Genomic DNA, 18220 nt, shown 5'->3' on the forward strand with positions numbered 1-18220 from the left:
GTTTGAGACGCCCGGGTCCGGGCGGCGCCCTCACCCCGCGAACGCCTCGCACACCGCGTCGTACTCCCGGGTCCACCACACCGCCAGCGCCGACGCCGCCGGGAACTGCGGGTCGGCGCGGGTGTCCCCGCGCTCGTAGTGCCAGCGCAGTATCCAGAAGTCGTTGAGCCGCTCCCACCAGACGCGGTGCACCGCCGCCGTGAGCTCGGAGGGCGTGGCGTCCGCGGTGCGCCGGTACGCGCGTGCGTAGGCCCGCACCTTCGCCAGGTCGAGCGCGCCGACGGGCCGTACGAAGAAGATCACCGCGGCTCGGACGGCCTCCTCGGCACGGGGCTGGACGCCGAGGCGGTCCCAGTCGACGATGGCGGCCGGTTCGCCGTCGCGGTAGAGCAGGTTGAACGGGTGGAAGTCGCCGTGCACCCAGCCCACCGAGCCGCCCTGCGGGGGCCGCCGGTCCGCGTGCCGCTCCAGCAGGGCGCGTCGCTCCAGGAGCCGGTGCCGGGCCAGCTCGTCGAAGGCGTCCGAGGGCCGGTGCCGGCGCACGTGGGCGAGCAGGTCGTCGATGAGCGCGAAGGTGTCGGCGGGATCGGCGCCGTCCGCCGGTTTCGCCGGGGCCCGTCCGTCCGTCGGCATCACCCGCTCCAGGCTCGCGTGGACGACGCCCAGGAGCGCCCCGAGGCGTCGGCACTGCTCGGCGGTGAGCTGGCCGCCGTGCCGGTGCCGGCCGTCGATCCAGGGGTGCAGCGCGTAGGCGTGGCCGCCGATGACGGCGACCGTGCGGCCGTCGGTGCCGGCCAGCGGCGGGGCGACCGGGACGCCGAGGTCCGCGAGGCGCTGGGTGGCCTGGTGCTGACGGGCGATGGCGGCGGGGTCGGCGGTCTCGGGGTCGAAATGGTGCTTGAGGAAGTAGCGGCCCCGGGTGGTGCGGAGCCGGTAGCCGCGGTTGAGCAACCCCTGGACGACGGGTTCGCACGACAGCGCGGAACCGGCGGCGTAACGGCGCAGGAGGGCACCCAAGGGGGGCGCATGAGACACAGGGGGTGGTACAGATGGGCGCGGCACGCGCCAGATGCTAGGGCACGAGCCGGGGCCCTGACCTCGCGCTTGTCACAGACAGTCGTCTTCGGTCACAGGAAGTGCTGGAAGTGCCGTTCCAGGCCACCGTCGGTCGAGTGCACGGTGGCGAACTGGGGGTCGATCGCCAGGTGGACCGGTTCGAAGGGCTCGCCGTCCACGAGGTGCGGGGCGGGGCCGAAGAGCTCCAGCTGGGCCGCGGTCGGCTCGATGACCTCGCACTGGCCGACGATCTGCACGGACCACAGGTTCTCGCCGGGACGGGCCGAGCCCAGGTTGTCGGAGCCGTACGCCACGACGCTGCCGGCGCAGGCCCGGTGGTAGCCGCAGCCCCGGTGCATACGCAGCAGTACGCGTCCGTCCACCACGATGTGGCGGGCGAACGCGAGGAAGGGCAGCGCGCGCATGCTGGTTGCGGCGCGGCCGTAGTCGGTACGGCCGAGCAGGTCCACGGCGAGCTGTTCGTCGGTGGGCATGCCACCAACGTGTGGCATCCCGGCGGTCCGGAAAAAGAGGCGCCCGCCCCGCATTGGGGGGCCATAAGTCCCGAACGGGTGCTGCTTTCTCGGATCAGCGCTGCTGCTTCTCGGCCTGCTTTTCGGCCTGCATACGGGCCACATAGGCGGCTGCCTGGGAACGGCGTTCCATGCCCAGTTTGGACAGCAGACTCGACACGTAATTCTTGATCGTCTTTTCCGCGAGATGCAGTCGCTCACCGATCACGCGATTGGTGAGGCCCTCGCCGATCAGGTCGAGAATCCGGCGCTCCTGGTCGGTGAGGTGCGCGAGCCGGTCGTCGGGCTTGGCGTTGCCGCCGTCGCGCAGCCGCTCCAGGACCCGGGCGGTGGCCACCGGGTCGAGCAGCGACTTTCCGGCCGCGACGTCCCGTACGGCGGTCAGCAGCTCATTGCCGCGGATGGCCTTGAGGACATAGCCGGAGGCGCCCGCCATGATCGCGTCGAAGAGCGCCTCGTCGTCGGCGTAGGACGTCAGCATCAGGCATTTGATGTTCTCGTCCCGTGAGCGGATCTCGCGGCAGACCTCGACTCCGCTGCCGTCCGGAAGGCGCACGTCCAGCACGGCGACGTCCGGTCTGGTGGCCGGAATCCGTACCAGTGCGTCGGCCGCCGTCCCGGCCTCGCCGACCACCTCGATGTCGTCCTCCACCGAGAGCAGCTCATGGACTCCCCGGCGCACCACCTCGTGGTCATCGAGGAGAAATACGGTGATTTTCCCGTTTTCGCGCACGGCGTCAGTTTCACACAGGGCGGACGAGCCCGCCCGAGGTGGGCTCTTCCCGTGCCCGGGGTGACCGGGATAACGTGCCGGTGTTCCGGCCCCCTGCAAGGCTGTGACCAGCACCTGTTCCCGACTTCGGCGAAATGCTTGGTTCTCCTAGTAAAAAGTACTTGGAAATCCAAGCAGAATCGCAGGTCAGGAGGGGTTTCACAGAAATGTGAAGCACTGGGTAACGTGCTACTTGCAGGGCGCTCGCCGGGGCACCTGTCACGTCTGTTCCCGGCCGAGGGCACCCACCCCGTGCATGGGATCGGGATCAGGCGAGCCGCACTGGTCACCCGGTAACCCCGGGGGCCGGACCGACGGAGGAGCACACGTGACCGTGGAGAGCACTGCCGCGCGCAAACCGCGACGCAGCGCCGGTACCAAGAGCGCCGCGAGCAAGCGCACCGGCGCGGCCGCCAAGAAGCCCCCGGGCGCCGAGCCCGAACTGATCCAGTTGCTGACGCCGGAGGGCGAGCGGGTCAAGGACGCCACGTACGACCCGTACGTCGCCGACATCACGCCCGACGAGCTGCGCGGTCTGTACCGGGACATGGTGCTGAGCCGTTGCTTCGACGCCGAGGCCACCTCCCTGCAGCGCCAGGGCGAGCTGGGTCTGTGGGCCTCGATGCTCGGCCAGGAAGCCGCCCAGATCGGCTCGGGGCGGGCCACCCGGGACGACGACTACGTCTTCCCGACCTACCGCGAGCACGGCGTCGCCTGGTGCCGCGGGGTCGACCCGACCAACCTGCTCGGCATGTTCCGCGGCGTGAACAACGGCGGCTGGGACCCGAAGACCAACAACTTCCACCTGTACACGATCGTCATCGGCGCGCAGACCCTGCACGCCACCGGCTACGCCATGGGCGTCGCCAAGGACGGCGCCGACTCGGCCGTGATCGCGTACTTCGGGGACGGCGCCTCCAGCCAGGGCGACGTCGCCGAATCGTTCACCTTCTCCGCGGTCTACAACGCGCCCGTGGTGTTCTTCTGCCAGAACAACCAGTGGGCGATCTCCGAGCCGACCGAGAAGCAGACCCGCGTCCCGCTCTACCAGCGTGCGCAGGGCTTCGGCTTCCCGGGCGTGCGCGTCGACGGCAATGACGTCCTCGCCTGCCTGGCCGTCACCAAGTGGGCCCTGGAGCGGGCGCGCAGCGGTGAGGGACCCACGCTCGTCGAGGCGTACACGTACCGCATGGGCGCGCACACCACCTCCGACGACCCGAGCAAGTACCGGGCCGACGAGGAGCGCGAGGCGTGGGAGGCGAAGGACCCGATCCTGCGTCTGCGGGCCTACCTCGAAGCGTCGAATCACGCGGATGAGGGATTCTTCGCGGAACTCGAAGCGGAGAGCGAGGCGTTGGGAAGGCGAGTGCGCGAAGTGGTGCGTGCCATGCCGGACCCGGACCACTTCGCCATCTTCGAGAACGCGTACGCGGACGGGCACGCGCTCGTCGACGAGGAGCGGGCCCAGTTCGCCGCCTACCAGGCGTCGTTCGCCGATGAAGGGGAGGGCAAGTAGCCATGGCAGCAGAGAAGATGGCGCTGGCCAAAGCGATCAACGAATCGCTGCGTACGGCCCTCGACACCGACCCCAAGGTCCTCATCATGGGCGAGGACGTCGGCAAGCTGGGCGGCGTCTTTCGGGTCACCGACGGGCTGCAGAAGGACTTCGGCGAGGACCGGGTCATCGACACCCCGCTCGCCGAGTCGGGCATCGTCGGCACCGCGATCGGCCTCGCCCTGCGCGGCTACCGCCCGGTCGTGGAGATCCAGTTCGACGGCTTCGTCTTCCCGGCGTACGACCAGATCGTCACGCAGCTCGCGAAGATGCACGCGCGGGCGCTCGGCAAGATCAAGCTCCCCGTCGTCATCCGCATTCCGTACGGCGGCGGCATCGGCGCCGTCGAGCACCACTCCGAGTCGCCCGAGGCGCTGTTCGCGCACGTGGCGGGCCTCAAGGTGGTCTCCCCGTCGAACGCGGGCGACGCCTACTGGATGATGCAGCAGGCCATCCAGAGCGACGACCCGGTGATCTTCTTCGAGCCGAAGCGGCGCTACTGGGACAAGGCCGAGGTCAACAAGCAGGCGATCCCCGGTCCGCTGCACAAGGCCCAGGTGGTGCGCGAGGGCAGCGACCTGACCCTGGCGGCGTACGGCCCGATGGTGAAGGTCTGCCAGGAGGTCGCCGCCGCGGCCCAGGAGGAGGGCAAGTCCCTGGAGGTCGTCGACCTGCGCTCCATGTCGCCGATCGACTTCGACACCATCCAGGCCTCCGTCGAGAAGACCCGCCGCCTGGTCGTGGTGCACGAGGCCCCGGTGTTCCTGGGCACGGGCGCGGAGATCGCCGCCCGCATCACCGAGCGGTGCTTCTACCACCTGGAGGCTCCCGTCCTGCGGGTCGGCGGCTATCACGCCCCGTACCCGCCGGCGCGCCTCGAGGAGGAGTACCTACCGGGTCTTGACCGGGTGCTCGACACCGTCGACCGCTCGCTGGCGTACTGAGGGAGAGGGTCGTGACGACGATGACTGATACGTCACTGAGCGAGTTCAAGATGCCCGACGTGGGCGAGGGACTCACCGAGGCCGAGATCCTCAAGTGGTACGTCCAGCCCGGCGACCAGGTCACGGACGGCCAGGTCGTCTGCGAGGTCGAGACGGCCAAGGCCGCGGTGGAACTGCCCATCCCCTTCAACGGCGTGGTCCGCGAACTCCGCTTCCCCGAGGGGACGACGGTGGACGTGGGCCAGGTGATCATCGCGGTGGACGTCTCCGGCGGGGCCGGCGCCCCGGCCGCGGACACCCCGCAGGCACCGGTCGCCGAGGCCCCTGCCGCAGCGGAGCCCAAGCCCGTGGGCCGCACTCCGGTCCTCGTCGGCTACGGCGTGGCCGAGTCCTCCACCAAGCGCCGCCCCCGCAAGGGCGCCGAGCCCCGCCCGGAGGCCCAGGAGAGTACGTACTACGCGGCGACCGCGCTCCAGTCCGAGCTGAACGGCCACGGCAGGCAGCGCCCGCTGGCGAAGCCGCCCGTCCGCAAGCTCGCCAAGGACCTCGGGGTGGATCTGGCGACGGTCACCCCGTCGGGCCCCGACGGGGTCATCACCCGCGAGGACGTGCACGCGGCCGTGGCTCCCGCCGCGGCGCCCGTGGCCGCCCCGTCCGCGCCCGCGGTGACCGAGGCCCCGGCTCCGGCCGCCGCCCCGGCCCCCGTGGCCACGTACGACGGCGCGCGCGAGACCCGGATCCCGGTCAAGGGTGTCCGCAAGGCCACGGCCCAGGCGATGGTCGGGTCCGCCTTCACCGCGCCGCACGTCACGGAGTTCGTGACGATCGACGTGACGCGCACGATGAAGCTCGTGGAGGAGCTCAAGCAGGACAAGGAGATGCAGGGGCTGCGGGTGAACCCGCTGCTGCTCATCGCCAAGGCCCTGCTGGTCGCCATCAAGCGCAACCCGGACGTGAACGCGTCCTGGGACGAGGCCAACCAGGAGATCGTGCGCAAGCACTATGTGAACCTGGGCATCGCCGCGGCCACCCCGCGCGGCCTGATCGTCCCGAACATCAAGGACGCCCACGCCAAGACCCTTCCCGAACTGGCCGGGTCCCTCGGCGAGTTGGTGTCCACGGCCCGCGAGGGCAAGACCTCGCCGGCCGCGATGCAGGGCGGCACGGTCACGATCACGAACGTCGGCGTCTTCGGCGTCGACACGGGCACGCCGATCCTCAACCCCGGCGAGTCCGCGATCCTCGCGGTCGGTGCGATCAAGCTCCAGCCCTGGGTGCACAAGGGCAAGGTCAAGCCCCGCCAGGTCACCACGCTCGCGCTGTCCTTCGACCACCGCCTGGTCGACGGCGAGCTGGGCTCCAAGGTCCTCGCCGACGTGGCGGCGATCCTGGAACAGCCGAAGCGACTGATCACCTGGGCGTAAGCCCCAGCCGGTCACGGGGCCGCCGCGTTGTGCGGCGGCCCCGTGCACGCTTCTCCGGCTGCCACCGCCGCCCCGGCCCTACGCGCGCTGTCGTCCCGGAATATCCAGTTCCGCCCAGACCGTCTTGCCGACGGTGAGCCTCTCCACGGCCCAGCGGTGGGCGAGCGCGCCCACGATGAACAGCCCGCGCCCGAACTGCTCGCCGTCCGCCGCCGCGCGGGCTTCCGGGAGCCGCTCCCCCTTCGGGTCGGTCACCGCGACCCGCAGCACCCTTCCGGTAAGTGACGTCTCCACCCGGAACAGCCGGTCCCGCAGACACCCGTGCAGCAGCGCGTTCGTGCACAACTCACTCGCCAGCAGCGCCGCGTCACCGGCTGCGCCGGGATGCCCCCACTCGACGGCAAGCCGAGCGACACGTCTGCGCGCGCGGGGAATGTTCTGCGGATACGGGGTGTAGTCGACGGCGTCGTAGCGGTCGGGGACGTGGCGCGGGGTGCCGTATCGATCGGGGTCACATGAGCCGGTCATGGGCGCGCACCTTCCTAGTGCGGGGCCGGGAGCCCGGGGCGTCCGCCAGGTGGGTGGGGGGAGGTGGCTCAGCCGCACGGCCCCGGGATGGGCAGCACGGTGCACTTCCGCCAACTGGTGTCGCTGGGTGGGCGATTGAGTACTTACGGTAGCGGTGCGCTCACGCTGCGGGCAAGCGGTCTCGGGGAAATATGTCTCCATAAATGGTTGCGACCCTCTGCGGTGAGCTGCACACTGACGGCGACACAGGAGGCGTTCGGACGTGACCTCAGGCCAGTTCACACGCGGTAGCCGCGTATCGACCGTTCTCGCCCGGAAGTTGGGCGGCGAACTGCTGAGGCTCCGTGACGAAGCCGGCCTCACGCAGCCGCAGGCCGCGGCGGCTCTCTCCGCGACGGCGGCCAAGGTCGCCAAGATGGAGCGGGGTTGGGTGCCCTTCCGCGACCCGGACATCCGGATCCTGTGCGATCTGTACGGCGTGAACGCCCCGAGGGTCGTGGAGCGGCTGCTCAGCCTCGCGAAGACGGACCGTGAGCGCCGCAAGGCCAGAGGCTGGTGGAATCAGTATCCCGAGCTGCGATCCCTTGTGGAGTACGTGGCACTGGAGGACATCGCGACGAGTGTCCGTACCTGGCAAGGGGCATTCGTCCCTGGACTCTTGCAGACACCGGACTACGCGCGGGCCCTGGCGGTCGGCAACGCCGACTGGGGCGACCCGGACGAGATCGAACGCTTCGTCGAGGCGAAGGTTGCGCGGCAGGAACGTCTGACGGACAGCAATTCGCTCCAGCTGTGGGCGGTCGTGGGTGAAGGTGCGCTTCGTCAACTGGTGGGTGGGCGGGAGGCGATGCGCGTACAGCTCGCGCACCTCGTCGAGTCGGTCCGGCTGCCCAATGTGAAGCTCCAGGTCGTGCCCTTCCTGGCCGGCTCCCACCCCGGCATGACCAGCGCCTTCAGTGTCGTGTCGTTCGCTGAACCCGGCGCGATGGATGTGGTTTACATGGACACGACATCCTCTACCCTGTGGTTGGAGAGCGAGGCGGACGCCGTACGTCACAACGCCAAGTTCGAGCGGATCGCCAGGAACGGGCTCGCTCTTCGCGATTCCGTCGACCTGATCGAACGTATCCGCAAGGAGCTGTGAGTCGTGCCGCACTTCGAATTCGTGAAGTCCAGCTTCAGCAGCGGCGATGGGGAGTGCGTCGAAGTCGCCCGCAACATACCCGGCACCGTCGCCGTCCGGGACTCCAAGGACGTGGACGGACCCGTCATCCGGGTCGCCCTCCCGGCCTGGGCGGCGTTCGCGCTGCACGCGAGCCAGGGAGCCGGCCTCGCGCCCCACCACCCGTAGCCGGATCAGTTCTCGTCGACGTGGATCACCACGGAATACGGCCGCCGCCGTTGCCCGCGACGGGGTGCCGATGGCCAGACAGGCGCTTCTGGGCCGGCGACACCTTTCTCACTTCTTTGGGCACTCGCGAACCGACAGCCCGCTCATGTCCCGCCGCTTCGCCAAGAGGCTCAGCTGGGCAAGACAAAGGGGGCCCGCCGCTGTCGAGCGGCGGGCCCCCTTTTCTGTGGCCGGGGTTACCTGGCGAAGCCGTAGTTCATCAACTTCTTCGCGTCCGACGTGCGGTTGGCGACGGAGGAGGAGGCGAGGACCGTGCCGATGACCGTCTTGCCGTTGCGGGTGGCGGCGAAGACGAGGCAGTACTTGGCCTCGGGGCCGGAGCCGGTCTTCACGCCGATCGCGCCGCTGTAGCTGCCCAGCAGGGTGTTGGTGTTGTCCCAGTTCATGTAGCGGTAGCCACCGCTCTTGGTGGTGACCTTCTGCTTGGTCGACTTGGCCTTCACGACCGTGCGGAAGGTGGAGCTCTTCATCGCGCTGCTGGCGAGCTTCGTCAGGTCGCGCGGCGTCGAGTAGTTGGAGCCGTTGCCGATGCCGTCGAACGAGTCGAAGTGCGTCTTCGTCAGGCCGAGGCTCTGCGCGGTCGAGTTCATCTTGCCAATGAACGACTTCACCCGGGCGGCACGCGTCGAGCCGCTGCCGAACTTGTCGGCGAGCGCGTACGCGGCGTCGCAGCCGGACGGCAGCATCAGCCCGTAGAGGAGCTGGCGCACGGTGACCTTGTCGCCGACGATCAGGCGCGCCGACGAGGCGTTGTTGGCGACGATGTAGTCGCTGTACGCCTTCTGGATGGTGACCTTGGAGTCCAGGTTGAGGTTCGACTGCGAGAGCACGACCTTGGCGGTCATGATCTTGGTGGTCGAGCCGGTGGAGCGCTTGGTGTCCGCGGCCTTGGTGAAGAGGCTCGCGCCCGTGCCGTTGTTCATCACGAAGCCGCCCTTGGCGACGATCGTGGGCTTCGTGACGGCCTGAGCGGGAGCGGCGCCGAGCGCCCCGGTCGCGATCATGGCGCCGGTGGTCATCGCCACGGCAGCAGCTCTGCGGACGCGCAGTCCCGTTATGCCGGTTATCAAGTTGAGTACCCCGAATACGTTAAATGCCCCTGGGATGCGGTCACATGGGAGCGCCGCTTCTCGTGTGACACGTAAGTAGCACGAAAAGTTGTGCGGCTTCTCGGCGGGGTGCCCTTCTTTACGTGTTCGTGGGCGACCGCGACCGCGACCACCGTCACTCGCCCGTGGGCGACCACGGCCACGAACACGCGGGCGCGTATGGCTACGCGCCCGCGGGTGCCCGCGGGTCTTCGCCGGCATGCGTTCACGCGCGTCCGCATCCTGGACGGCCCGCGACCATGAGTACGTGTTGTATCTATGCTGTGCGCATGTCCGTCGCCCCCGTGTCCACCGCCTCCGCCCAGCCCGTCGCGTCCGCCGTGCCGGGCATCCCCGCCGTGAAACCCCCGCCCGCCGCCGACCGCGTGTACGCGCACGTCAAGCAGGGTGTCCTGGAGCGCCGTTACGGGGGCGGGACGCTGCTGACGGAGGGCGAACTGGCGGAGGCCGTGGGGGTCTCCCGGACGCCGGTGCGCGAGGCGCTGCTCCGCCTGGAGGTGGAGGGGCTGATCAAGCTCTACCCGAAGAAGGGCGCACTCGTCCTGTCCGTCTCCGCCCAGGAGATCGCGGACGTCGTCGAGACCCGCCTGCTCGTCGAGGAGCACGCGGCCCGCAAGGCCGTACCGGCCGCCCCGCGGCTCATCGCCCGCCTGGAGGAGCTGCTCGCCGAGCAGAAGGCGCAGGCCGCCGCCGGTGACCTGGCCGGCGCCGCCGTCACCGACCGCTGTTTCCACGCCGAGATCGTCCGCAGCGGCGGCAACGAGATCCTCTCCCGGCTCTACGACCAGCTGCGCGACCGGCAGTTGAGGATGGGCGTCGCGGTGATGCACTCGCACCCCGACCGCATCGCCAAGACGCTCAGCGAGCATGAGGAGATCCTGGAGGCGCTGCGCTCCGGGGACGCCGAGGCGGCGGTCGCGGTCGTCCACCGGCACGTCGGCTGGTTCTCCCACCTGGCCCGGGGCGAGGTCCGATGAGCGCCGTGGCACTGCCCGGGGACCCGCCCGGCGGCCGGCGCGCCATCGCCGTATGGGGCATCGGCGTGGCCGTCTACTTCGTCGCCGTCACCTTCCGTACGTCACTGGGCGTCGCGGGCCTGGACGCGGCCGACCGCTTCCATGTCAACGCCTCTGCCCTCTCCACCTTCTCCATCCTCCAGCTCCTCGTGTACGCGGGCATGCAGATACCCGTCGGCCTGCTGGTCGACCGGCTCGGCACCAAGAAGGTGCTGACCATCGGCGTCCTGCTGTTCACGGCGGGCCAACTGGGCTTCGCCTTCTCCCCGTCGTACGGCATGGCCCTGGCCTCGCGCGCGCTGCTCGGCTGCGGCGACGCGATGACCTTCATCAGCGTGCTGCGCCTCGGCACCCGCTGGTTCCCGGCGCGGCGCGGACCGATGGTCGCGCAGCTGGCGGGGCTCGTGGGGATGGCCGGCAACCTCGTCTCGACGCTGGTGATCGCCCGGCTGCTGCACGGAGTCGGCTGGACGGCCGCGTTCGCGGGCAGCGCGTTCGCCGGAGTCGTCGTCCTCGTACTCCTGCTCCTCTTCCTCAAGGACCACCCCGAGGGGCACGAGCCGGAACCCTTCCCGCACCTGGGTGCCGCCTACGTACGGCGCCAGATCGCCGCGTCCTGGCGGGAGCCGGGCACCCGGCTGGGGCTGTGGGTGCACTTCACAACGCAGTTCCCCGCGATGGTCTTCCTGCTGCTGTGGGGCATGCCGTTCCTGGTCCAGGCGCAGGGGCTGTCGCGGGCGACGGCCGGCGAGCTGCTGACCCTGGTCGTCCTGTCCAACATGGTCATCGGGCTGGTCTACGGGCAGATCGTCGCCCGGCATCACGCGGCGCGGCTGCCCCTGGCGCTCGGCACGGTGTCCGCGACCGCCGCGGTCTGGGCCCTGACGCTGGTGTATCCCGGCGAGCACGCGCCCATGTGGCTGCTGATCGTGCTCTGCACGGTGCTGGGCGCCTGCGGGCCCGCGTCCATGATCGGGTTCGACTTCGCCCGCCCCGCCAACCCGCCCGAGCGGCAGGGCACCGCGTCCGGCATCACCAACATGGGCGGCTTCGTCGCCTCCATGACGACGCTGCTGGCCGTCGGCGTACTCCTGGACGCGACCGGGGACGATTACCGGGTCGCCTTCTCCGTGGTGTTCGTCCTCCAGGCACTGGGCCTCAGCCAGATCTTCCGGCTGCGGGGAGAGGCCGCACGGCGGGAACGGGAGCGGCTGGTGGCCAGCCGGGTGGAGACGGTGCACGTACCGGCGTGAGCGCCCGCACACCGGGCGCCGCGTACCGGCGGGAGTCCCAGCACGTCTGGGCGTTGCCTACCGGCATGAACTCCCGGTCACCGGCATTGCTTCGTACCGGCGGGAGCCCGCGCACACTGGGGTGCCGCGTACCGGCGGGAGTCCCAGCACGTCTGGGCGTTGCCTACCGGCATGAAACCCCGGGCACCGGCAGTGCTTCGTACCCGGCGGGAGCCCCCGCACGCCGGGGCGTTGCTCACCCGCATGAGCCCCGCGCCGGAATGCTTCAGGGGGTGACCGCGAAGTTCCGCAGGATGGCGGTCGTCAGTTCCGGGTCGCCCTCCGCCTTGATGCGGTCCGAGACGGCGTCGGCGGTCACCCGGCCACAGGCCAGACGGACATAGGTCTCCCAGTCCAGCACCAGGGTCGCGGCGGGCCCCAGGGACGGCGCGCCGTCGATCGTCCCGCGGCCGTCCGCGTCGACGCGGACCGTGCGCAGGAACTCGACGGGTCCGTGGACGTCGAAGACGACCGCCGAACTGGCGGGAGCGCCCGCGTCCTTGGCGACGACCTTCGGGAGCGCGGCGAGCAGCTCGTCACGGGCGACGTACGCACCGGGCGAGTCGAGATTGCCCGGCCGGCCGAGCGCCGCGCGGAGGTCCTGCTCGTGCACCCACACGTCGAACGCCCGGTTGCGCATGGCCTCTTCGAGGGTCGGCTCCGTGCCGAGCGGGCCGCGGATCCTCGTGTCCGGGCCGCGCGACTCGTTCCGCAGCTGTCGGTTGCGGCGGATGATCGTGTACTCCAGCTCGGAGGTCATCTCCGGCGCCGTGTGATGACGTCGTACGTCGACCTGCATCTCCATGTACCGCTGGTGCTCGTTGGTCACGTGGAACAGGTCCCGCGGCAGCGTGTGGATCGGCCGCGGGTCGCCGAGCATCTCGCAGTCCAGGCCGATGACATGGGAGACGATGTCCCGCACCGACCAGCCCGGGCACGGGGTCCGCCTGTTCCACTCGCCCTCCACAAGCGGGGTCACCAGCTCGGATATCGCGTCGATCGAGTGGGTCCAGGCGTCGGCGTAGGACTGAAGGCTCGGATGCAGACTCACGGAACGGGACCCCTCGGGCGGTCGGTACGCGGGCAGTGGGTGTCTTGGAACGCTAAGTTACGCTGCTGTGTGGCACCCCGGCAGTGCTTTCGTGTGACGATCGTAGGCCCGTAAAGACGGCTCGAATGCCAGGACGGTGGTAGTGTGCGCGCCTCCCTCATCCAGATCGGCGTAGACGAGGGTGAATCGGTTGATTCCCGTCGGAGGCGCGTAGCGTCCCTTGTACGAGATCAAGCCGGTGTCGATCTCGTGGTGCTGCCCGAGCTGTGGTCGACGGGGGCCTTCGCCTACGAGGCGTTCGGCACCGAGGCGGAGTCCCTCGAAGGGCCGACCTTCGAGGCGATGGCGAAGGCCGCGAACGGGGCGGGCGTGTGGCTGCACGCCGGATCGATCCCCGAGCGGGCCGCCGACGGCACGCTGTACAACACCTCCCTCGTCTTCTCACCCGACGGTGAGCTCGCCGCCACGTACCGGAAGATCCATCGGTTCGGCTTCGACAAGGGCGAGGCCGTGCTGATGGGCGCCGGGACCGAACTGGTCACCGTACGCCTGCCGGAGACCACGATCGGCCTGGCGACCTGCTACGACCTCCGCTTCCCGGAACTCTTCCGCGGGCTGGTCGACGCGGGTGCCCAGACGCTGGTGATCCCCGCCGGATGGCCCGAACGGCGCCGCGCCCACTGGACGCTGCTGGCCCAGGCGCGCGCTGTCGAGAACCAGTCGTACGTGCTCGCCTGTGGAACGGGCGGGACGCATGCCGGAGTTCCCCAGGCCGGTCACTCGATCGTGGTCGATCCCTGGGGAGAGGTGCTCGCGGAGGCGGGGGACGGCGAGGAGATCCTCACCGTGGAGTTCGACCCCGCGAAGGTCGGTGTCACCCGGGAGCAGTTCCCGGCGCTGAAGGACCGCGTGCTCGGGGTCCAGGCCCCGCGGCGCTGACGGCCGGGAGCCGCGGCGCCCCGGGGCTCGCGGTCAGTCCTCGCCCCGTTCCTTGTCCGCCAGGTGGATGACGCAGACCGCCACCGCGATCAGCAGCGCCGAGTCCGCGTCGTCACGAACGATGTCGACGCCGTAGGTCTCGCGGACGTGCAGCCAGCGGCGGGAGATCTGGGCCAGCAGCTCGTTGTCGTAGTCGATGGCGAACTCGCGGTCCAGGATCTTGCCGCTGACGTCGAGTTCGGTGCCGTCCACCAGGGACACCCGGTAGTGGTTGCGCAGCAGCGAGAGCCGCTTGCGCTTGATGGTGGCCAGCGGATCGCCGTCCCGCTCGATGACCATCGTGTCCCGCAGGGCGAACATCTTCTGGTGGATGTCGATGAGGACCCGGCCCTGGGTGTCCTTCAGCTCGAAGGTGTCCCGCACCCGCATGGCCTTGCCGTCGACCAGGAAGGCCTTGTTGCCGTGCTGGTCCTCGATCCAGTAGTCGTCACCGAAGCCGAGGAGCCGATCGCGTACGAGGTATCTCATGCCATCACCGCTTCCCCGGCGGCCGGTCCGAAACGCCGACGGTAGGCCGACGGGCTGAGCCCCGTCTCCCGCCGCACCCGTTCCCGCAGGTTGGCGGCGGTGCCGAGACCACTGCGCCGCGCGACCACGTCGAGCCGTTCCTCGCCCCGCTCGATCAGCCGACAGGCCAGCGCCACCCGCTCGCCGGTCAGCCACGCCAGCGGGGTCGTACCGAGCTGCGCGCGAAAACGCCGGTGAAGGGTGGCCGGACTCACCGCGGCGTGCACCGCCAGGTCCCCGACCGTCAGCGGATCGCCGATCCGTTCCCGCGCCCACGCCAGCAGGGGCGCCAGCGACTCGTCCGGTACGTCGGGCAGTGGCCGTTCCACGAACTGGCGCTGCCCGCCGTCGCGATGGGCGGCGAAGACCAGCCGCCGGGACACGGCGTTGGCGATCTCCGCGCCGTGGTCCCGCCGGATCAGGTACAACCCGAGGTCGAGCGCGGCCGCGCTGCCGGCCGCCGTCAGTACGTCACCCTCGTCCACGAACAGCACGTCCGGCTCCAGGAGCACCTTCGGATGCAGCGCCCGGAAGGAGTCCGCCCAGCGCCAGTGCGTGGTGGCCCGGCGGCCGTCCAGCAGCCCGGCCTCGGCCAGCGCGAACGTGCCCGTGCAGAAACTCACCACCCGGGCACCGCGCGCGTGGGTGCGGCGGATGGCCTCGCGTACGGCGGCTCCCCGCGGCACCACGTTGTCGGGGCGGCCGGGCACGATCAGGGTGTCCGCGCGGTCCACCGCGTCGAGACCGGGCACTCCGGTCAGGGTGAAGAACCCGTGGTTCATACGGACCCCGGGCGTGGGCGTGCACAGGGTCAGCTCGTACAGCGGCCGCGGCAGGCCGAGTTCGGGCCGCGGCAGCCCGAACAGCTCGGTCGCGACGCCCACTTCGAAGGGGTTCGTGCTCTCGTCGACGATCACGGCGACGCGGTGCGGGGGCGCGGCCTGCGTCTTTCCGAGCCCGGGTGCTCCCCGTGTCCTCCCGGCTCCCGGTGCTCCGGGTGCTCCGAGTGGCCCCTGTGCGGCCTGTGGTGTCTGCGCCACCTGTGCTGCCTGTGCTGCCCGTGCGGCCTGTGGTGTCTGTGCTGCCTGCGAGGATTCTTGCGGCATGTGCGATTTCTAGCACTCGCGAGGCCACTGGCACCACGCCCAGGATGAACGCATGAGCAGCGAACCCAGCGAACCCATCTCCCTGGCCGCGGCCCTGGCCTCCTTCGACGACCTCTGGAGCCCACGGATCGTCACCGCCGTCAACGACTACGACGTACGCGTTGCCAAGGTCGAGGGCGAGCACGTCTGGCACGTGCACGACCACACTGACGAGTTCTTCCTCGTCCTCGAGGGCGAGCTGACCATCGCGCTGCGGGAACCGGACGGGGAGCGGACCGTCGTGCTACCCAGGGGATCCGTCTTCACCGTCCCGCGCGGCACGGAACACAAGCCGATCGCCCCGGCGGGCGCCTCGCTGCTCGTGATCGAGCCCACGGGCACGCTCAGCGTCGGGGACCGCCATGACGAGGTCCCGGCCCACGTGGACGTGACGACGGGGCACGCGCTCGGGTGACGTCTGCGAGCCGGGCCCTGTAGGACCTGCGCGCTCCGGGGCGCCGGGCGGTCTCCGGAGCGGGCGCGGAAGAGTCCCCGCGGCAGGACAGCCGCGGGGACTCGACGCGAACCGCACGACCGGTTACCGCTCGCCGGTTACCAGTTGCCGATTACCGGTAGCCGTCCGACCACGTCTCGTCGTCGTCCGCGGCGAGGTTCTCGTCACCGCGGGCACGCTCGCGCGGGCCGGAACCGGGCATCCCGGCGTCCGAACCGCGCCGCTCCCGGCGGTCCCTGTCCTCCATGCCCTCGGGGTCCCGCGGGTTCTCGCGGTCAGGCATCCCTTCGGGGTCCCGCAGGTTCTCGCGGTCCCGCATACGGCCGCGGTCCTGCATGCCCTCGGGGTCCCGCAGGTCCTCACGGTCCCGCATCCCGGGCTCAGGCATGGATTCGTCGGGCTTTCGTGCCATGGAACTGCTCCCTTGCAGTCGCCCCCCTGTGTGCGACGAGCATCCCTCCGTCACGCCTCGTACGCATCTCGTGAGATTCGAGTACGGAGCGTGACCATGGTTATCCACAGGCACCCGAGGGCCGCGGGCGTGAGTGGCACCCTTGATCCATGACCCACTCCGCATCGCGGCGCGTCCGCGTCCGCGCCCCCGAACTGACCGGCAAGGGCGGCTGGCTGAACACGGGAGGCACCGGCCTCACCCTCGCCGACCTGCGAGGACGTGTTGTCGTCCTGGATTTTTGGACATTCTGCTGCATTAACTGTCTGCATGTCCTGGACGAGTTGCGGGAGTTGGAGGAGAAGCACAGGGACACGGTGGTGATCATCGGGGTGCACTCGCCGAAGTTCGTGCACGAGGCGGAGCACCAGGCGGTCGTCGATGCCGTCGAGCGGTACGGCGTGGAGCACCCCGTCCTGGACGACCCCGAGCTCGCCACCTGGAAGCAGTACGCCGTGCGGGCGTGGCCGACGCTCGTCGTGATCGACCCCGAGGGGTACGTCGTCGCGCAGCACGCGGGCGAGGGGCACGCCCACGCCATCGAGCGGCTCGTCCAGGAGCTGGAGACCGAGCACGCGGCCAAGGGCACGCTGCGCCGCGGCGACGGGCCGTACGTGGCGCCCGAGCCGGTGGCCACCGACCTCCGTTTCCCGGGCAAGGCGCTGCTGCTGCCGTCGGGGAACTTCCTGGTCAGTGACACGACCCGGCATCAGCTGGTGGAGCTGGCGCCCGACGGCGAGTCCGTCGTCCGACGCATCGGCTCCGGGGTGCGCGGGTTCGCGGACGGTCCGGCGGACGCGGCCGGCTTCAACGAACCGCAGGGTCTGACGCTGGTGGACGACGGCGCGGCGGTGGTCGTCGCCGACACCGTCAATCACGCGCTGCGCCGCCTCGACCTCGGCACCGGCGAGGTCACGACCCTCGCGGGCACCGGCCGTCAATGGTGGCAAGGGTCGCCGACGTCCGGTCCCGCGCGCGAGGTGGACCTCTCCTCCCCGTGGGACGTGGCGGCCTTCGGCGGCCGGATCTGGATCGCCATGGCGGGCGTGCACCAACTGTGGGCGTACGACCCGGCGGACGCGACCGTCGCCGTCGCGGCCGGCACGACGAACGAGGGCCTGGTGGACGGGCCGGTGGCGGAGGCCTGGTTCGCGCAGCCGTCCGGGCTGGCGGTCTCCCCGGCGCAGGACCGCCTGTGGGTGGCCGACTCGGAGACCTCGGCGCTGCGCTGGGTGGACCTGGACGGCATCGTCCACACGGCGGTCGGTACGGGCCTGTTCGACTTCGGGCACCGGGACGGAACCTCCGAACAGGCGCTGCTCCAGCACCCGTTGGGGGTCACGGCGCTGCCCGACGGATCGGTCGCCGTCAGCGACACGTACAACCACGCCCTGCGCCGCTTCGACCCGGCGACGGGCGAGGTGACCACGTTGGCGACCGACCTGCGGGAGCCGAGCGACGCGGTGGTCGTGGGTCCGGACGTGGTCGTCGTCGAGTCGGCCCGGCACCGGCTGACGCGTCTGCGGCTGCCCGAGGAGGCGGTGCGGGTCGAGTCGGTGGCCCATCGCACACAGCGTGCCGCGACCGAAGTCGCCCCCGGCACCCTGCGGTTGGACGTCATCTTCCAGGCTCCGGCGGGCCAGAAGCTGGACACCCGCTACGGGCCGTCGACGCGCCTGTTGGTGTCCTCGACCCCGCCGGAACTGCTGCTGGAGGGCGACGGAGCGGGGACGGACCTCTCCCGTGCCGTACGGCTGAACCCTTCGGTCACGGAGGGCGTCCTGCACGTCTCCGCCATGGCCGCGTCCTGCGACGACGACCCGGCCAACGAGTACCCGGCGTGCCATGTCCACCAGCAGGACTGGGGCGTGCCACTCCGGCTCACCGACGGCGGAGCGGACCGACTGCCGCTGGTCCTGGCGGGGATGGACGAGGGGGACGGCGAGGACGAGGCCTAGGGCAAGGGCAAGGGC

19 protein-coding genes are annotated in these 18220 nt (G+C 70.4%); 10 read left to right on the forward strand and 9 right to left on the reverse strand.

The features are described from left to right. Positions 1–30: 30 nt before the first annotated feature. From ACFWM2_RS28850 to ACFWM2_RS28860, 3 genes are all read right to left on the reverse strand, one after another. Positions 31–1035: a phosphotransferase gene (locus tag ACFWM2_RS28850; protein ID WP_383286022.1), complete on the reverse strand. Its 1005-nt coding sequence runs from the start codon at positions 1033–1035 to the stop codon at positions 31–33. Between the two features lie 92 nt (positions 1036–1127). Next, positions 1128–1550, reverse strand: coding sequence for a pyridoxamine 5'-phosphate oxidase family protein (locus ACFWM2_RS28855; RefSeq protein ID WP_383286024.1), 423 nt, complete (start codon positions 1548–1550; stop codon positions 1128–1130). Positions 1551–1644: 94 nt separating this feature from the next. Continuing rightward, complete coding sequence (locus ACFWM2_RS28860; protein WP_383286026.1) at positions 1645–2322, reverse strand: response regulator; 678 nt, start codon at positions 2320–2322, stop codon at positions 1645–1647. Positions 2323–2689: 367 nt separating this feature from the next. Here ACFWM2_RS28860 and pdhA point away from each other — a divergent pair, with 367 nt between their 5' ends. Genes pdhA through ACFWM2_RS28875 form a run of 3 tightly spaced genes read left to right on the forward strand, consistent with a single transcriptional unit; the run spans position 2690 to position 6284 of the window. Further along, the gene (pdhA, locus tag ACFWM2_RS28865) at positions 2690–3877 is read left to right on the forward strand and encodes a pyruvate dehydrogenase (acetyl-transferring) E1 component subunit alpha (RefSeq protein WP_383286028.1); all 1188 of its coding nucleotides are present in this window, start codon (positions 2690–2692) and stop codon (positions 3875–3877) included. A 2-nt stretch (positions 3878–3879) separates the two neighbouring features. Beyond that, positions 3880–4860 carry an alpha-ketoacid dehydrogenase subunit beta gene (locus ACFWM2_RS28870; protein WP_383286030.1) on the forward strand — a complete coding sequence of 327 codons (981 nt, stop codon included), beginning with the start codon at positions 3880–3882 and terminating at the stop codon, positions 4858–4860. 11 nt (positions 4861–4871) lie between these two features. After that, complete coding sequence (locus ACFWM2_RS28875) at positions 4872–6284, forward strand: dihydrolipoamide acetyltransferase family protein (protein ID WP_383286032.1); 1413 nt, start codon at positions 4872–4874, stop codon at positions 6282–6284. Between the two features lie 78 nt (positions 6285–6362). Here ACFWM2_RS28875 and ACFWM2_RS28880 read toward each other — a convergent pair whose 3' ends face one another. Next, the gene (locus ACFWM2_RS28880; RefSeq protein WP_383286034.1) at positions 6363–6812 is read right to left on the reverse strand and encodes an ATP-binding protein; all 450 of its coding nucleotides are present in this window, start codon (positions 6810–6812) and stop codon (positions 6363–6365) included. Between the two features lie 319 nt (positions 6813–7131). Between ACFWM2_RS28880 and ACFWM2_RS28885 the strand changes: the two genes are divergently transcribed. Then, the gene (locus ACFWM2_RS28885) at positions 7132–7956 is read left to right on the forward strand and encodes a DUF5753 domain-containing protein (protein ID WP_383286036.1); all 825 of its coding nucleotides are present in this window, start codon (positions 7132–7134) and stop codon (positions 7954–7956) included. A gap of 3 nt (positions 7957–7959) precedes the next feature. After that, the gene (locus ACFWM2_RS28890; RefSeq protein ID WP_383286038.1) at positions 7960–8163 is read left to right on the forward strand and encodes a DUF397 domain-containing protein; all 204 of its coding nucleotides are present in this window, start codon (positions 7960–7962) and stop codon (positions 8161–8163) included. A 236-nt stretch (positions 8164–8399) separates the two neighbouring features. On the opposite strand, the gene ACFWM2_RS28895 is transcribed toward ACFWM2_RS28890, so the two are convergent. Then, a complete protein-coding gene (locus tag ACFWM2_RS28895) occupies positions 8400–9293 on the reverse strand; it encodes a D-alanyl-D-alanine carboxypeptidase family protein (RefSeq protein ID WP_383286040.1) in 894 nt (297 codons plus the stop codon). 308 nt (positions 9294–9601) lie between these two features. Between ACFWM2_RS28895 and ACFWM2_RS28900 the strand changes: the two genes are divergently transcribed. Together ACFWM2_RS28900 and ACFWM2_RS28905 are read left to right on the forward strand one after the other, a co-directional pair. After that, on the forward strand, positions 9602–10309 hold the full coding sequence (locus ACFWM2_RS28900; RefSeq protein ID WP_383286042.1) for a GntR family transcriptional regulator: 708 nt from the start codon (positions 9602–9604) through the stop codon (positions 10307–10309). After that, positions 10306–11601 (forward strand): nitrate/nitrite transporter, encoded by a 1296-nt coding sequence (locus tag ACFWM2_RS28905; protein WP_383286044.1) that lies wholly within the window; start codon positions 10306–10308, stop codon positions 11599–11601. Before ACFWM2_RS28900 ends, ACFWM2_RS28905 begins: the two co-directional genes overlap by 4 nt. 265 nt (positions 11602–11866) lie before the next feature. Here the strand turns inward: ACFWM2_RS28905 and ACFWM2_RS28910 are convergent, their stop codons facing one another. After that, the gene (locus ACFWM2_RS28910) at positions 11867–12691 is read right to left on the reverse strand and encodes a maleylpyruvate isomerase family mycothiol-dependent enzyme (protein WP_383286046.1); all 825 of its coding nucleotides are present in this window, start codon (positions 12689–12691) and stop codon (positions 11867–11869) included. Positions 12692–12835: 144 nt separating this feature from the next. On the opposite strand from ACFWM2_RS28910, the gene ACFWM2_RS28915 reads away from it, so the two are divergent. Next, a complete protein-coding gene (locus ACFWM2_RS28915) occupies positions 12836–13630 on the forward strand; it encodes a carbon-nitrogen family hydrolase (RefSeq protein ID WP_383286048.1) in 795 nt (264 codons plus the stop codon). A gap of 33 nt (positions 13631–13663) precedes the next feature. Here the strand turns inward: ACFWM2_RS28915 and ACFWM2_RS28920 are convergent, their stop codons facing one another. Together ACFWM2_RS28920 and ACFWM2_RS28925 are read right to left on the reverse strand one after the other, a co-directional pair. After that, the gene (locus tag ACFWM2_RS28920; protein ID WP_383286050.1) at positions 13664–14158 is read right to left on the reverse strand and encodes an LURP-one-related/scramblase family protein; all 495 of its coding nucleotides are present in this window, start codon (positions 14156–14158) and stop codon (positions 13664–13666) included. Beyond that, positions 14155–15114 (reverse strand): GlxA family transcriptional regulator, encoded by a 960-nt coding sequence (locus tag ACFWM2_RS28925; protein WP_383286052.1) that lies wholly within the window; start codon positions 15112–15114, stop codon positions 14155–14157. Before ACFWM2_RS28925 ends, ACFWM2_RS28920 begins: the two co-directional genes overlap by 4 nt. A gap of 241 nt (positions 15115–15355) precedes the next feature. On the opposite strand from ACFWM2_RS28925, the gene ACFWM2_RS28930 reads away from it, so the two are divergent. Next, positions 15356–15757, forward strand: a complete 402-nt coding sequence (locus ACFWM2_RS28930; RefSeq protein WP_383286054.1) for a cupin domain-containing protein — start codon at positions 15356–15358, stop codon at positions 15755–15757. A gap of 151 nt (positions 15758–15908) precedes the next feature. Here the strand turns inward: ACFWM2_RS28930 and ACFWM2_RS28935 are convergent, their stop codons facing one another. Beyond that, positions 15909–16208, reverse strand: coding sequence for a hypothetical protein (locus ACFWM2_RS28935; protein WP_383286056.1), 300 nt, complete (start codon positions 16206–16208; stop codon positions 15909–15911). Positions 16209–16357: 149 nt separating this feature from the next. Between ACFWM2_RS28935 and ACFWM2_RS28940 the strand changes: the two genes are divergently transcribed. Beyond that, entirely contained in the window at positions 16358–18205 is a 1848-nt protein-coding gene (locus ACFWM2_RS28940) for a thioredoxin-like domain-containing protein (RefSeq protein WP_383286058.1), read from the forward strand. Positions 18206–18220 lie beyond the last annotated feature (15 nt).

This window comes from Streptomyces sp. NPDC058371, assembly GCF_042723265.1.
Taxonomy (GTDB): Bacteria; Actinomycetota; Actinomycetes; order Streptomycetales; family Streptomycetaceae; genus Streptomyces.

Coding starts and splice junctions, on each gene's coding strand:
- ACFWM2_RS28870 (WP_383286030.1), top strand. CDS start 3,880: ATGGCAGCAGAGAAGATGGCGCTGGCCAAAGCGATCAACGAATCGCTG.
- ACFWM2_RS28900 (WP_383286042.1), top strand. CDS start 9,602: ATGTCCGTCGCCCCCGTGTCCACCGCCTCCGCCCAGCCCGTCGCGTCC.
- ACFWM2_RS28940 (WP_383286058.1), top strand. CDS start 16,358: ATGACCCACTCCGCATCGCGGCGCGTCCGCGTCCGCGCCCCCGAACTG.
- ACFWM2_RS28930 (WP_383286054.1), top strand. CDS start 15,356: ATGAGCAGCGAACCCAGCGAACCCATCTCCCTGGCCGCGGCCCTGGCC.
- ACFWM2_RS28920 (WP_383286050.1), bottom strand. CDS start 14,158: ATGAGATACCTCGTACGCGATCGGCTCCTCGGCTTCGGTGACGACTAC.
- ACFWM2_RS28880 (WP_383286034.1), bottom strand. CDS start 6,812: ATGACCGGCTCATGTGACCCCGATCGATACGGCACCCCGCGCCACGTC.
- ACFWM2_RS28905 (WP_383286044.1), top strand. CDS start 10,306: ATGAGCGCCGTGGCACTGCCCGGGGACCCGCCCGGCGGCCGGCGCGCC.
- ACFWM2_RS28855 (WP_383286024.1), bottom strand. CDS start 1,550: ATGCCCACCGACGAACAGCTCGCCGTGGACCTGCTCGGCCGTACCGAC.
- ACFWM2_RS28935 (WP_383286056.1), bottom strand. CDS start 16,208: ATGGCACGAAAGCCCGACGAATCCATGCCTGAGCCCGGGATGCGGGAC.